The 14,149-nt window shown below is 66.4% G+C and carries 13 protein-coding genes; 5 read left to right on the plus strand and 8 right to left on the minus strand.

Going from position 1 to position 14,149, the window contains the following annotated elements; genetic code table 11:
• Positions 1 to 243 precede the first annotated feature (243 nt).
• The 3 genes from AAHB08_RS07735 to AAHB08_RS07745 form a co-directional block, all read right to left on the minus strand.
• Complete coding sequence (locus AAHB08_RS07735; RefSeq protein ID WP_342058610.1) at positions 244 to 870, minus strand: glutathione S-transferase family protein; 627 nt, start codon at positions 868 to 870, stop codon at positions 244 to 246.
• Positions 871 to 971: 101 nt separating this feature from the next.
• Positions 972 to 2,240, minus strand: coding sequence for an O-acetylhomoserine aminocarboxypropyltransferase/cysteine synthase family protein (locus AAHB08_RS07740; RefSeq protein WP_342058611.1), 1,269 nt, complete (start codon positions 2,238 to 2,240; stop codon positions 972 to 974).
• A 155-nt stretch (positions 2,241 to 2,395) separates the two neighbouring features.
• Complete coding sequence (locus tag AAHB08_RS07745; protein ID WP_139439171.1) at positions 2,396 to 2,572, minus strand: hypothetical protein; 177 nt, start codon at positions 2,570 to 2,572, stop codon at positions 2,396 to 2,398.
• Between the two features lie 100 nt (positions 2,573 to 2,672).
• Here AAHB08_RS07745 and sgrR point away from each other — a divergent pair, with 100 nt between their 5' ends.
• Genes sgrR through AAHB08_RS07760 form a run of 3 tightly spaced genes read left to right on the plus strand, consistent with a single transcriptional unit; the run spans position 2,673 to position 5,601 of the window.
• Positions 2,673 to 4,412, plus strand: a complete 1,740-nt coding sequence (sgrR, locus tag AAHB08_RS07750) for an HTH-type transcriptional regulator SgrR (protein ID WP_342058612.1) — start codon at positions 2,673 to 2,675, stop codon at positions 4,410 to 4,412.
• Between the two features lie 50 nt (positions 4,413 to 4,462).
• Entirely contained in the window at positions 4,463 to 4,858 is a 396-nt protein-coding gene (locus AAHB08_RS07755; protein ID WP_319912269.1) for an acyl-CoA thioesterase, read from the plus strand.
• A gap of 29 nt (positions 4,859 to 4,887) precedes the next feature.
• Positions 4,888 to 5,601 (plus strand): hypothetical protein, encoded by a 714-nt coding sequence (locus AAHB08_RS07760; protein WP_342058613.1) that lies wholly within the window; start codon positions 4,888 to 4,890, stop codon positions 5,599 to 5,601.
• 48 nt (positions 5,602 to 5,649) lie between these two features.
• Here the strand turns inward: AAHB08_RS07760 and AAHB08_RS07765 are convergent, their stop codons facing one another.
• Entirely contained in the window at positions 5,650 to 6,399 is a 750-nt protein-coding gene (locus tag AAHB08_RS07765) for a lipase secretion chaperone (protein ID WP_342058614.1), read from the minus strand.
• The gene (locus AAHB08_RS07770; protein ID WP_265436473.1) at positions 6,396 to 7,307 is read right to left on the minus strand and encodes a lipase family alpha/beta hydrolase; all 912 of its coding nucleotides are present in this window, start codon (positions 7,305 to 7,307) and stop codon (positions 6,396 to 6,398) included. Before AAHB08_RS07770 ends, AAHB08_RS07765 begins: the two co-directional genes overlap by 4 nt.
• Positions 7,308 to 7,587: 280 nt before the next feature.
• Between AAHB08_RS07770 and AAHB08_RS07775 the strand changes: the two genes are divergently transcribed.
• Positions 7,588 to 8,013, plus strand: a complete 426-nt coding sequence (locus tag AAHB08_RS07775; RefSeq protein WP_342058663.1) for a hypothetical protein — start codon at positions 7,588 to 7,590, stop codon at positions 8,011 to 8,013.
• A gap of 23 nt (positions 8,014 to 8,036) precedes the next feature.
• Positions 8,037 to 8,651: a superoxide dismutase gene (locus AAHB08_RS07780; RefSeq protein WP_342058615.1), complete on the plus strand. Its 615-nt coding sequence runs from the start codon at positions 8,037 to 8,039 to the stop codon at positions 8,649 to 8,651.
• Positions 8,652 to 8,729: 78 nt separating this feature from the next.
• On the opposite strand, the gene AAHB08_RS07785 is transcribed toward AAHB08_RS07780, so the two are convergent.
• The 3 genes from AAHB08_RS07785 to AAHB08_RS07795 form a co-directional block, all read right to left on the minus strand.
• Complete coding sequence (locus tag AAHB08_RS07785; RefSeq protein ID WP_139439156.1) at positions 8,730 to 9,656, minus strand: SanA/YdcF family protein; 927 nt, start codon at positions 9,654 to 9,656, stop codon at positions 8,730 to 8,732.
• Positions 9,657 to 9,811: 155 nt separating this feature from the next.
• On the minus strand, positions 9,812 to 12,556 hold the full coding sequence (locus AAHB08_RS07790; protein ID WP_342058616.1) for a collagenase: 2,745 nt from the start codon (positions 12,554 to 12,556) through the stop codon (positions 9,812 to 9,814).
• A gap of 177 nt (positions 12,557 to 12,733) precedes the next feature.
• Positions 12,734 to 14,143, minus strand: a complete 1,410-nt coding sequence (locus AAHB08_RS07795) for an AMP-binding protein (protein ID WP_342058617.1) — start codon at positions 14,141 to 14,143, stop codon at positions 12,734 to 12,736.
• Between the last annotated feature and the right edge of the window lie 6 nt (positions 14,144 to 14,149).

A 14,149-nucleotide genomic window follows, 5' to 3' on the forward strand; every position in this document is an offset into this window, starting at 1 on the left:
TGAGTAGCAAGATATCGATCCCGACAAGGTGGCGCGGATCCTCTCCCACGCGCTGTGATCCCTGCGTTCTGTCTGCTCCAACCTCAAGCGCTTCGGGCTGACCGCCCTGGGTGAGCAGCAAGATATCGATCCCGACAAGGTGGCACGGATCCTCTCCCACACGCTCTAAGCCTCGGCTTCCGAGCTGAAAAGAAAACGCCCCGAGTTCGGGGCGTTTTGCATGCTGTGGTGAGGTGCCGGGGCTCAGGCCCCCTGATCCAGCTCGCGCTCCAGGGCTGCCGCCTTCTGGCGGGCCGGATGGGTATTGAGCCGCTGCCAGTAGGCCTCAAGGTGCGGGAACCGGGCCAGCTGGCCGCCCTGGGCCAGCAGATCCACCAGGAAGGAGTTCATGATGTCGGCGCCGGAGAGGCGATCCCCCACCAGATAGCGGCGGCTTGCCAGCACCTCATTGAGATAGCCCAGCACCTTGGCGCACTCCGCCTGGGCGTAGCCCGGCAGGAAGCGCATCGGGCTGCCATCCTTGCGTACGAACATGTCCAGCAGCAGCGGCAATATGCCGGAGCTCTCGGCGAAGTGGATCCATTGCAGGTATTCGGGGTAGTCGGGGCTGTCCGTGGCTGGCGCGAGCCGCTCGGGGGCGTGGCGGGCGATCAGGTACTCGGTGATGGCGCCGGATTCTGCCAGCACCCGGCCGTCGAACTCGATGACCGGTGACTTGCCGAGGGGGTGGATGGCCTTGAGTTCGGGCGGTGCCAGAAAGGTGGTGGTGTCGCGCTGGTAGGCCTTGATCTCGTAGGGCAGGCCCAGCTCCTCGAGCAGCCAGATGATGCGCTGGGAGCGGGACTTGTTCAGGTGGTGCAGGACTATCATGGGAACCTCGATTCGGTGGCGGGATTGGGTGTACGAAGGGGCGAGGCAAGTGGTTCACCGATGGACAAAAAAGAGCGGGCAGATGCCCGCTCCATGCAGACTCAGGCTTCCAGCGCCTGATCCAGATCCGCCAGTATGTCTTCGATCGCCTCGATCCCGACCGACAGCCGGATCATCTCCGGCTTGACCCCGGCCTTGGCCTGCTCGGCTTCGCTCAGCTGGCGGTGGGTGGTGGAGGCGGGGTGGCAGGCCAGGGACTTGGCATCCCCGATGTTGACCAGCCGCTTGAAGATCTTCAGCGCATCGTAGAAGCGCACCCCTGCCTCGTAGCCTTCTTTCAGACCGAAGGAGAGGATGGCCGAGGGGCGACCGGCCATGTACTTCTCCGCCAGCGGATAGTGGGGGTGGCCCGGCAGGCCGGCGTAGCTGACCCAGGCCACCTTGGGGTGATGCCTGAGGTGGTGGGCTACCCGCAGGGCGTTGTCCACGTGGCGCTCCATGCGCAGGCTCAGGGTCTCCAGCCCCTGCAGCAGCAGGAAGGCGTTCATCGGCGCCAGTGCCGCCCCCGTGTTGCGCAGGGGCACGGTGCGCACCCGGCCGATGAAGGCGGCCGGGCCAAAGGCGTCCGTATAGACCACCCCGTGATAGGAGGGCTCGGGCCGGGTGAGCTGGGGGAAGCGCTCGGCGTGATCCGCCCAGGGGAACTTGCCCGAGTCGACGATGACGCCGCCCAGGGAGTTGCCGTGGCCACCGACATACTTGGTGAGGCTGTGCACCACTATGTCGGCGCCGTGCTCTATGGGTTTGCACAGCACAGGGGTGGCGACCGTGTTGTCGACGATGAGGGGCACGCCGCGGGCGTGGGCCACCCTGGCGAAGGCGGCCAGATCGACGATGTTGCCCGCCGGGTTGCCGATGCTCTCGCAATAGACCGCCTTGGTCCTGTCGTCGATGAGGGCGGCGATGGCCTCGGCGCTGTCATCCTTGGCGAAGCGCACCTCGACCCCGAAGCTCGGCAGCATGTGGGCGAACAGGGTGTAGGTGCCGCCGTAGAGCTGGGGGGTGGAGACTATGTTGTCGCCGGCGGCGGTCAGCGCCTGGATGGCGTAGGTGATGGCGGCGGAACCCGCCGAGACCACCAGCCCGGCGATGCCCCCCTCCAGGGCGGCCATCCGCTGTTCCAGCACGTCGTTGGTGGGGTTCATGATGCGGGTGTAGATGTTGCCGGGCACCGCCAGGTTGAACAGATCCGCCCCGTGCTGGGCGCTGTCGAACTCGTAGGCCACCGTCTGGTAGATGGGCACGGCCACCGCCTTGGTGGTGGGGTCGCTGGAAAAGCCGTGGTGCAGGGCCAGGGTCGCATCTTTCATCACACACTCCTTGTTGGACGTCGTCGCCATTATGGATGGATAGACGTCCAATCTAGCAGGCCCTGTGCCGATGTAAACCACCCAATCCGGCAAAGCATTGTCAGGGGCTTGCAGTGATCCTGCCGCGCCCTTTCCCGTCCGGAGTCCTGGCCCGATCAGAGGCGGCGACGATACTCCCTGTCGTCTATCTGCTGCATGTCCCACTGCATCAGGCGGTTGAGCTGCTGCATGGGATCCTCGATCAGGGTCAGGGGGCGGGGCTGGATCCGGCGGAAGTAGCGGCGCATTCCTTGCTGGATCCGGTTCGGTGCATGGGGGTTGGTCTGGCTCATGATGGTGCTCCTGTGCTGTGGTGCTCACGTTCGCCAACAGTATTGAGCTAAAATGAGGAAGTAAAAACTGACGACTTGATTGGCAAGGATTTCCTCTTTTATGCCCAGCCGCCGCCTCTACCAGCAATTTCAACGGCTCGCCCAGCAGCTTGGCTGTGACGAGCGGGAGACCAGCCTCGCCGAGGTGGCGGATCTGCTCTGCTGCACCCCGCGCAACGCCCGCCTGCTGCTGCGCCGCATGCAGGATCAGGGCTGGCTCAGCTGGTCGGCGGAGGCGGGACGGGGGCGACGCTCCCGGCTCATATTGCTGGACAATCAGGAGAGCCTGACTCGCCGCCGCCTGCGGGATCTGCTGAGCCAGGGGCAGCTCGCCCAGGCGGTGCGGCTGGCGGAGGGGCGGCTGGACTTGCTCACCCCGCTGCTCATCGAGCAGCTCGGTCAGGCCACCCGGGAGGGGCGCCAGATCCTGCGGGTGCCCTACTACCGGCCGCTGCCCCACCTGCTGCCCACGGATCCCCTGCGCCGCTCCGAGGTGCACCTCAGCCGCCAGATCTTCAACGGCCTCACCCGGCGAAATGAGGAAAATGGGGAAATCGAGGGGGATCTGGCTCACCACTGGGAGTGTCTCGGCCCCTGTCACTGGCGCTTCTACCTGCGCCCGGCGGTGCGCTTTCACCACGGCCGCGAGCTGGCGGTGGAAGATGTGATGGAGAGCCTGCTCGGCCTGCGGGATCGCCCGCTGTTTGCCCACCTCGCCCGGCTGGAGAGTCGCTGGCCGCGCACCCTGGATCTGCACCTCGACAGCCCGGATCCCCTGCTGCTGCACCTGCTGGCGGAGCCGGTGGCGGCCATCCTGCCCCGCGAGCTCAAGGGGGAGGCGGGCTTTGCCCTGCAACCCGTGGGCACGGGCCCCTACCGGGTCACCGCCAACGATCCCCTGCACCTGTGCCTTGCGGCCTTCGACGACTACTTCGGGCTGCGGGCCCTGCTCGACGAGATCGACATCTGGATGCTGCCGGAGCTGGCGGAGCGGCTGGAGAGCCACCTGCAGCTGGGGCGCGACAGCCCCGAGCTTGGCACCATGCGCGGCGAGTCGGAGCTGGAATCTGGCTGTTACTTCCTGCTGCAGGACGACAGATCCCTCCCGCTGCAGGATCCCGCCCTGCGCCAGTGGCTGACCCGGCTGCTCAACCCCATCGCCCTGATGGGACGGGTCGCCCCCGAGCTGCAACGGGGCTGGACCAGTGCCCTCGGCCTGCTGCCCCACTGGCGTGAGGTGCAGCCGGCCCCGCTGCCGACGCCTAAGCAACTGCCGCGCCAGCTGGTGCTGGCCTGCTTCAACCAGCATCTGGAGTTCAACGAGTGCGCCAATGCCATGGCCAGCCTGCTGGCAGAGCAGGGGATCCGGCTCGAGGTGCGCACCCTGGATTACGGCCGCTGGGTGAGCGGGGAGGATCAAGACGTGGATCTCTGGCTCGGCACCCTGAACCTGGAGCATGAACACGCCTTCGCCCCCTACGCCTGGCTCCAGGGCACCCCCTTGCTGCGCCGGGTATGGGGGGGCCAGCAGGCCCTGTGGCAGGGATTGACGCAGTGGCGCGCCAGCGGCGCCGAGCCAGGCCCACGGGCCTTGCTGGCCAAGGTGCAGCGCCAGGGCTGGTTCGTGCCGCTGTTTCATCACTGGCTGGAGCTGGAGAGCCGGGTCGGTGTGCACGGGGTGCGGATGACGGCCCTCGGCTGGTTCGATTTTCGCAGCGCCTGGCTCAAACCCGAACAGGGGATGGCGGCGCCGGAAACCGGAGGCGGCTCCCACCCGGATGCCGGGACGCTTGAGTCATAAGGGTTGGCGCGCTAGCCTGTGCGCGGTCCCACGACAAGGAGTCGATATCCATGCTGGAAATGCAGATCCAACCCCGTTTTCAAGAGACGGACGCCCTCGGCCACATCAACAATACGGTGCCGGCGGTCTGGTTTGAATCGGCCCGTGATCCCCTGTTTCGCCTCTTCTCTCCCGAGCTGGATGTGCACGACTGGCATCTGATCATCGCGGGCTATGCGGTGCAGTTCAAACGGGAGCTGTTCTATGGCCAGCAGGTATTGATAAAGACGGGGGTGCGGCGCATCGGCACCAGCTCCTTCACCCTCTGGCAGGAGGCCTGGCAGGGGGGCGAGCTGGCGGTGACCGCCGAGACGACCCTGATCCATTTTGACTACCAGACCCGTCAGTCCATCCCCCTGAGTGACGCGCACCGGGAGGGGCTGAGGGCCTGGCTGGTAGAGAGTTAACCTGGCCTTTTGGCCATCACAGGACACTTATGCGCAAGACAGCGATCGCCCTGAGCCTCGGCTTGGGACTGGGACTCTGCTCCCTGCCTTCTCTGGCCACCACCCTGGCCGAGCAGTTCACCCTGATGGAGAAGGGGGCCGACTATGGTCTCGACACCCGGCTGTTCAGCCATGACGGTGTGGACATCAAGGCCTGGATCGACGGGGTTCCCGTCATCATAGCCGTGCCCATACTGAACGAGCAGGGCAAGCAGGAGGGGGAGAGCCGCTACTACTTCAAGGGCGGCAAGCTGTTCGGGGTGAAGGAGCCCGCCGCCCAGTTCGCCTTCGATGACGGCGGCAAGTTGACTCAGTGGCTGGATGAGAAGGGGCAGCCCGCCGAGTTCGTCAGCAAGATGAGCATGCAGCAGCGGGAGGCCTGGCTCACCAAACGGGCGGCCGAGCTGAGCGCGCTGTTCGTGCCGAGTCAGGCGGAGCAGCAGGCCGGCGAAGGCAGCGTCAAGCTGAAGGGGGCCGAGCTGACCCGGTGGCTCTGCAACGGCAAGCTGATGGCGCTGGCCAAGGGCGACAAGGTGACCTTCGAGCAGGCCAGGCTCAAGACGGGGGCTGAGGGCATGAAGGGGGAGGTCTCCCTGCGCCAGGAGAAGGGGTGGCAGGATCTCTGCCTCACCTGCGAGGTACAGGGCACCCAGGTGACCCGCCTCACCTGGCAGCCGCTGCCGGGAGCCAACAAGCCGCAATGAGTGCGGTGACAGCATGAAGCGAGGGGGCCGTCGGGGCCCCCTCGCCATTTATGGCCGCTCCCCGAGTCTCTGCCGGGTCAGCGCCTCCACCCGCCGCCACTGCCCAGGCTCGAACCAGCGCGCCAGGATCGCCTGCTGCTGCTCGGCCCTGTCCAGGGGGAGCAGGGGCTCGAGTTCCGCCAGATAGCCCGCCAGCTGCCGATCGAACCCCTGCTGGCTCTGCGCCAGCTGGCGCAGCCGATCCACCGCCTCAGGCCCCAGCTGTTCCAGCAGCACGGCGTCCCGTTCGGCGGGGGGGAGTCGCTCCAGGCGCTGCAGATCGCCGAGCAGGCGACCGTTGGCCTCCGCCTCCCTGAACCACTGGGGCTGCTCCGCCAGCCAGAGCGCCAGCTCTTCCCCCAGCATCACCCTGTCGGCGGCATCGGCCTCTGCCAGCGCCTTGCGCCTCAGGGTCCACTGCTCCATCAGCCTCTCTTCGGCAAACAGCGACGCTTGCTCGGTGGGACTGAAGTGTTGCCGGCGCAGCCGTTCACGCTCGTCAAACAGCAGCTGCAGGCTGGCGAGGCCGGGATCCGTCGGCACCGTCAGGCTCCCTTCCGCCCGCAGAAACTGCCGATAGCGGGCCAGCATGGCGTCCTCTTCGTCCGTCTCGCCCTGCTCCAGCCGCTGGGCCAGCTGGTGGCGCAGGGCTCCCCGCTCGGGGGCCGCCGCCAGATCAGGGGCAGGCTCGGGCCAGAGCAGGAGTGTGCCCAGCAGGGCCGCGCCGAGGGATAGGGCGACCAGCAGGAGCCGTCTCATAGCCCCAGCCTCTGCAAGCGGTTGGCGTGCTGGCGATAGAGGGTGACGGGATCCGTGTCAAACAGGTGGTGGATGCCGAACGACTGGTTCACCTCGTCCAGGTGGTTCATCCGGTATGCCGTGCCTATCACCTTGCCGAGGTGGCTGCTGCAGACCCCGACCAGGCCGTCATTGGGCTCGTGAAAGAAGGTGCCGGTCAGTGCCAGCGCCGGATCCACGGGATCCAGTATGTTGGTCATGTTGCCGCGCCCGCTCCAGGAGAAGTAGTAGACGCCGTTGTCGGCCAGCAGGGGCCCCTCGCCGCAGTGCTGGCTGGGCAGTCCTTCCGGATAGCGCTGGTTGAAGCGCTGGGCACCGGCGCTGGTCAAGGCATCGAGGGAGGCGAGGGGATCCTGGGGCAGGTCACTGCCGCCGGAGAGCAGCGAGATGACCCCGGAGAGCGCCGAGGCGGCGGCCACCGCCAGCTGCTCGGCCACCGAGCCCGGCGCCACCCTGGCGCGCACCAGATCGGCGATCTCGGAGCCCTGGTTGACGCCCCCCACGCTGGTGGCGGAGGCGACCAGCTCGGGGGCGACCGAGGCCACATAGCGAATGGTGGGGCCGCCGTGGGAGTGACCTATGAGGTTCACCTTGTCGGCCCCCGTGATGGCGAGCACCTGCTGTACCTGCCTGAGCAACTGTTCGCCGCGCAGCTCCGAACTCTGGGTGGCGGAGACCTGTGCCACGTAGACGCGGGCGCCGTCCCGGGTCAGGGCCTGGGGAATGCCGTAGAAATAGTCGACCCCGAGCAGCTTGTCGAAGCCGAACAGCCCGTGCACCAGCACTATGGGGTAGCGGGTCTGGGTATAGCCGGCCCCCTGGCCCAGCATGGGCAGGGCGCACAGGAGCACCAATAGCCATCTTTTCATCTTCACCATCCTTGTGAAAACCGACTGCGCTCCGGCAGCCACCGGCCTCATGCCGGTAGCAGCAGCATGGTAGCTGAACTCAAATGTATCTGTGGATGGGATCACTAAACCGGGGATTGCAGAAAAACCCTACCCATATGGGCAAAAAGAGGCAGCGCCAACTATTCCTTGTATCCGTCCATCAAATAAGTTAAATAATAATTATTATCATTTGAGTGTCTGAGTCATGACGGTAACCTGGGTGAAGGGATGGGTCGGTGCCACCGACGGGGAGAGCAGCATGGTGCACTGGAAGGCGCAGACCCTGAGTGGCAATCGCCACTTCGATGCGGGAGAGCACGCCAGGGCGCTCGACTATTACCAGCAGGCCCTGTGGCTGGCCCGTCAGCAGTTCGCCTGCTGGCCGGATGCGGACGAAGCCGTGGCAGCCCTGGTGGTGGCCCACCACAACCTGGCGGATCTGCTGGTAGCCATGACGCTGCCGGACAGGGCCGCCGACATGTTGTGCCATGTCCACGACTGCCTGCTCGCCACCAGCCAGTCTCCCGCAAGCCCGGATCCCCTGCGGGCGGCGGCCCTTCGCCATAGCCGCAGCACCCTCACCGAGCTGCTCGCCTTCGTGCAGAAACACGGTCATCACGACGGCATTTTGCGCTGCCTCGGTCAATGTCAGTGCCAGACCGAGCCCGCCCATCGATTGCATTGAGCCCAACAAGAGAGAGAACGAACATGAGCCATACCCTGCCTGCCCTCGCCTATGCCTATGACGCGCTGGAGCCTCACATAGACGCGCTGACCATGGAGATCCACCACAGCCGTCACCACCAGACCTATATCACCAACCTCAATGCCGCCCTGGCCGAGCTCCCCGAGCTGGCTGCCCTGCCGGTGGACGAACTGCTCGCCCGTTTCGACAGCCTGCCGGTGAGCGTGCAGGGGGCGGTGCGCAATCACGGTGGCGGCCATGCCAACCACAGCCTGTTCTGGCAGGTGATGAGCCCGCAAGGGGGCGGTGAGCCGGGCGGTGAGCTGGCCGAGGCGATCAATCGGGATCTGGGGGGACTGGATGCCTTCAAGCAGGCCTTCACCCAGGCGGCCCTGAGTCGCTTCGGCAGCGGCTGGGCCTGGCTGGTGGTGGACAAGGCGGGTCACCTGCAGGTGGTGAGCAGCGCCAACCAGGACAGCCCCCTGATGGAGGGGCTGGTGCCCGTCCTGGGGCTGGACGTGTGGGAGCACGCCTACTACCTCAAGTACCAGAACAAGCGCCCGGACTATATCGCCGCCTTCTATAACGTGGTCAACTGGCCGGAAGTGGCGCGTCGCTACCAGCAGGCGCTGGCATAAAGAGCGGCATTTACTGCCATAGATGAAAAAAGAGACCCGCCAGTTGGCGGGTCTCTTTTTGGGGTTTCGTCACCGAGCTCAGTCGGTTGCCTTGTCTGCATCTGTCGCTACCGCCGCACTGGTCACCTCGGCAGCACTCGATGTGGCGGGGGCACTGCTGGCTGCCGTGGCTAAGGCCGAACTTGTCGCGGTCGCTACCGCCGCGCTGGGCACGGGTTGTGATGGCTTCGCGGGCTTGGCCGGCGTCTTGGCCGCGGGAATCGGCAGGCAGGGCTGGCTGGCCCCTATGGTGCTCAGGGGCTGACAGGGGATGGGACCACCGATGACGATGGGCTCGCCGAGGAACTTGGGCCCCTTGTCCAGCACGTAGAGGTCGAGCAGCCCCATCAGGCGGGCGAACACCTCGCGCACCCGGGTCTTGATGCCCTGATAGGCGCTGGGATCCAGGGCGTTGAAGCCGACCGCCTCGATGCCGAAGTGACGGGCGATGAAGATGGCGCGCTCGTTGTGGAAGGCCTGGGAGACCACGGTGAAGCGAGCCTGACCGAACACCTCCTTGGCCCGCACTATGGAGTCCAGGGTGCGAAAGCCCGCGTAGTCGCTGTAGATGGCGCTGGCGGGGATGCCCGCCTGGATCAGGGCCCGCCGCATCTGGCGCGGCTCGTTGTACTGGACGGTGGCGTTGTCGCCGGAGACCAGGATGTAGTCCACCTTGCCGTTGTTGTAGAGCTCGGCGGCGGCCTTGATCCTGTACTTGAAGTAGTGGTTCGGGCTGCCCCCGATCAGATATTTGGAGGTGCCGAGCACCAGGGCGACCCGATTGTAGGGCACCGCCTCGACGTCGTCGTAGGTGTAGTGACGGGCGTCGGAGACGGTCCACTCGCTGTAGCCCAGCAGCGCGGCGACTGAGGCCAGCAGCAGGCAGAGGCAGGCGAGCAGGATCTTGGCAAACTTCTTCATGCGCGGTGCGGTTCGGGTCTGAAGTAAGAGATGACAGGGGGCCATTCTATTACAAGTTGCCGTGGCGCGTCAGGTTTGATGCGCCCCCATGGCGTCACTCGGGCACAGGCTGTCGCAGAGCGCGGCGCTATCTTGAGCCCATCAAGGGGCGCCATAAACAAGGGCGGCCATGGCCGCCCTTCCTCATTCATGGCTCACCCTCAATGGGCCGAGTCGTTCGCCTTGCACTCCTCAGACTCCTTGTTGGCGTCCCACCAGGGCAGCAGATCCCGGCCGAGCCAGGCCTGATAGGCCTCGCTGTCGTTTGCGATCAGGGCGTCCAGCTCGGCCTCGAAGTCGCTCATCGCCTGCTGTTGATCCGGGCCTCGCAGGGCCCGGGCCATGGCCAGCCAGCTGGCGCCGCGGCCGGTCTCGCTCAGGAAGCGATGCACCGTATAGGACCAGGAGTAGACCATCTCGCCCCCCTTGTCGTAATCCAGGTGCAGTATGTCGGCCAGGGCAGGTCGTTCGGCCGCCGGGCGACCGGCGACGTTGTCCAGGCCGCGGGCGAAGCACTGGCCGTGGGCGATGAACTCCGCCAGCCCTTCCGACCACCAGGTGGTGCGGTTGAGCGGGTAGTGGCCGAAGCTGCCGTACTGGTTGAAACGACCGTCCAGGTAGTGGACGTACTCGTGGCGCAGGTTCCACACCTGGAAGGCGGGGCGCTTCCACTCTGCCTCATAGGCGAAGAAGCGGGCCTGGTTGCCGGGACGGGCCGGATCCCCTTCGAGGTAGATGCCGCCGTTGTCGGTGGAGACGCCGCCAAACAGGGCGCTGCCGTAGCGTTTCCAGTCGGCGGAGGAGTCGAAGATCACCAGCTCCAGCGCCTCGTTGAGATCGTCCGCCACCGGCTGACCGCCGGTCTCCATCTGGCGGTGGAACTGCTGCTCCTCGGCCCCCAGCTCACGGCAGATCCCCTCGGCCTGATCCATGGTCAGATCCTGGGCCCGCAGGCGCAGGGTCGGCGAGCAGGTGTGCTCGAACGGCAGTACGTCCTCCACCCGGACAGGGGTGCAGAGTCCGGCGAAGTCGCCGCTGATGCAGGCCTCGCCGGTGCGATCCGTGTAGGTCAGGTAGTAGGTGGAGAGGGTCAGCGACATGTCGTCCAGCAGATCCTGGCTCTGCTGGCCGCCCGGGATCAGGTCGTGGTGGCGAACCAGTGCGATGACGGAGTCATCCAGCAGCCTGCGGTAGCCGTCGAGCTCGTCCGGGCGGGTGTAGCGGGCGACCCGGTAGAGGCGGGTGTAGGCATCCAGCACGTTGTTGAGCAGGAACAGATCCGCGCCGTCCCGTCCCTTCCACAACGCGAGCTCGCTCATGCCGAGGGCGTGCAGCTGCTGGCGCAGCTCGCCATCCTGCTGGCGGAAGTCGTTGGCGAAGGCGTCGCTATGGTCGCTGGCGAAGTCGAGGAAGTTGAGCAGATCGAACAGGCCGGTGGCCCAGGGGTGCTGGCCGTTGATCTCGCTGGCATGCAGGGTGGCGTAGGCCAGCATCTGGTTGAACTGGCCGAGCAGGGTGCCAAAGCGGCTCTGCACCGCCGGGCTCCTGAACTGGCCGTGCAGGGCGATACTCCAGGCCCCCATGACGGCACCTACCTCGTCGCTGGCCTGCTCCGGGAAGAGCAGCGGATGGGCGCCGAGTGCGGTCAGTGCTTCGGCCAGTGCCTCGGCGGCGGCCGGGCCGTCCTCCTTGTGCTTGCCGTAGTTGTGGTAGTTGTGGGCGCGCACGTATTCCAGCAGCAGCTTCATGGCCGGATGGGCCGGCTGATTGGCCGCCAGCAGGCTCTGGATGCCGCGGGACACCGCCAGCAGCTTGCGGTCATCGTGGCCATAGTTCTCCTGCCAGACCGGCGCGGGCTGGCCACTGGCGTCCTGCACTATCCTGGCGGCGTCGGCGTCCAGCAGATCGGTATCGGGCAGATCCGGTTCGGAACAGGCGCGGCCGTCGGCGCGGCGGCAGTCGAGCTGCTCCTCCTTGCTGGCCAGCACCAGGGGGCGGTTGAGCACCCTGCTCTCCTGCCACTCGGTTGTTTCCGGCAGGGTCTGCCATTCGCTGCCCCCCACCGGGTATTGATAGCCGGTGTCTTTCAGTACCACCTGCACCTCGCTGCCGGCGGGCAGGGTCTGGCGGCACACCCGGTAGCTGATGGTCTTGTCCCCTTCCTGGCGGGTCTGGGGTTCATCGCACTCCTGCTGCGCCCTGGTCTCGTCCAGTTGCCAGCTGTATTGGCGCCAGACGTGCAGCTCGCTCACCTGACGGGCGGCCTGGCTGCCCGCCACTGGTTGCAGGCGGAAGAAGATCTGCTCGAGGCGGCCGTCCCGCTCGTTGGGGGTCTCTTCCAGCACCTTCAGCTGCTGCCAGTCTCGGGGCTGGTACTGCCATGCCTGCTCGGCGCAGCGCCCCTCGGCGTTGAGCTCGCAGCGATCCAGCTCCTGCTCGCTGTGACCCAGGACGATGCGCTCGGGGAGCGGCAGGCTGTCCTGACGCGGTGCGGTCGGGGTGCCTGCCAGCGGCTCCCAGCGGCCCTGTTTCAGGCCATAGCCAAAGTCATGGCTGCTGGCCGGGACGGCCTTGCCGGCCGGCACCACCTCTTCGCAGCTGAGGTAGCGGATCTGCCAGCCCTGCTCGACCCTGAGCTGCGGCTCGCCGCACTGCTGTTCGGCCAGGGCCGCCAGGTTGGCGTCGCGCCAGTCGAAGCGGCGATACACCCTCAGCTGCTGATAGGGGGCGTCGCCATTGCGGGCGCTCAGCTCATAGGTCACTTCGGTGAGGCTGTCCCCCAGCTGACGGCTGGATTCACCTGTGAGTTGATACTGTTGCCAGTCGGGGGAGTAGCTGGCCAGCGCCGAGGTGGCGAGCAGGCCGGGGGCAGCCAGGAGCAGCAGCCGGGTAGAGAGGTGATTCATCATGATCCCTTTGGTGGATGGAGTGACGTGGGGACCAGACAGGGTATTGGGCTCCAAAAGAATATCAACGAACCAGATGGCGCCGAGAAATCATCTATTCGGGAGCAAACAACATAAAAACAGCCCCAAAGGGGGCTGTGTTGATAGCAAGGACTCAGCCCCATATGGGGGGCGGCGTCACTCCTCTTGCCGCAGGCTCTGGGCGAGCAGGGTGCGGGAGGGTTTCAGGCTGCCGCCGAGATCCGGCCAGGGCAGCCAGCGATCCGGCACCATAAAGCCGGGCAGGGTGGCTCTGATCCAGGCGGCCAGCTCGGCGTGGGGAACAGGTTCGCCGTGCCAGTCGATAAAGGCGGCGGGTCGCTGCCCCCACTGCGCGCTGGGGATGGGCACCACCAGGGCCTGGGCCACGGCGCCATGATCCACCAGCCGCTGCTCTATGATCTCGGGCTGGATGTTCTCCCCTCCCGAGATGAAGAGGTTGTCGAGCCGCCCCTCCACCACCAGCTCGCCGTCCGGGGTGAAGTGACCCTTGTCCCGGGTGTGGAACCAGCCCTCCTCATCCAGCGGCAGCACCAGCGCTCCAGCCTGGAAATAGCCGGCAAACAGGGTGTCGCCACGCACGCAGATCTCCCCCTGACGGATGCAGACCTCCCGCCCGGGCAGGGGCCTGCCCACCACCCCGGCACCGGCAGGCTGACCGGTGCAGACCTGGCTGGCCATCTCGGAGAGGCCATAGCTCGACTTGGGGGTGAACCCCAGTGCCTTGAGCTGGTTGACCAGGGGCTCAGGGATGGCGGCCCCCCCGAGCAGCAGCTCGCGCAGGCGGGTGCGAGCGGGGTCGAAGCCCTGCGCCAGCAGGCGCCAGAGCTGGGTCGGTACCAGCGAGAGGTGGGTGATGGGCTGATCCTCGAGCCGCTCCTTGAGAGGCTGGGTGCGATCGTCCAGCACCAGGCTGGCCCCCGCCAGGAAGACCCGGAACAGGATGGCGTAGCCGCCCACGTGAAACAGCGGCAGGGAGAGCAGCCAGCCGCAGTCGCCATCGAGCGGGATCAGGCTGGCCGAACCCCGGGCCGAGGCGAGGTGGTTGGCGAGGCGGTGCACCACCGCTTTCGGCGTGCCGCTGGAACCCGAGGTGAGGATCATGTTGTTGAGTTGGGCCGGTTCAAGCGGCCAGGCTTCCTCACTTGCCGGCAGTTCGCCCGTGAAGTCGAGCCGCAACGGTAATCCGCTCCCCACCGGAGTTTCGCCCGCAGACCAGAAGGCGCAGGCATCCAGCTGTGCGGCCAGCTCGGCCTGTCTGGGGAGGGGGAAGGCGGGATTGAGCGGGCAGAAGACGAGGCCGCTGCGCACGCAGGCCCAGGCCAGCAGCACGTCCTCCAGGGCGCCGCGCACCACGGCGGCCAACCGGTCGCCGGCCTTTAAACCCTCCAGCTCGAGCTGCTTGCACAGGCCGTTGAGCCGCGCATCCAGCTGCCGGTAGCTGAGGGAGGTGTCGCCGTGGATGGCGGTGCGATAGGGCGTCGTCTGTGCCCAGTGGCGCACCGGGCAGGCTGTCAGCGAGGCGTCCGCTGCACGGATGGGCTGCATGGGGGC

Origin of the sequence: Aeromonas sp. OTU364, from assembly GCF_038440395.1 — a bacterium.
Lineage (GTDB): Bacteria > Pseudomonadota > Gammaproteobacteria > Enterobacterales > Aeromonadaceae > Aeromonas.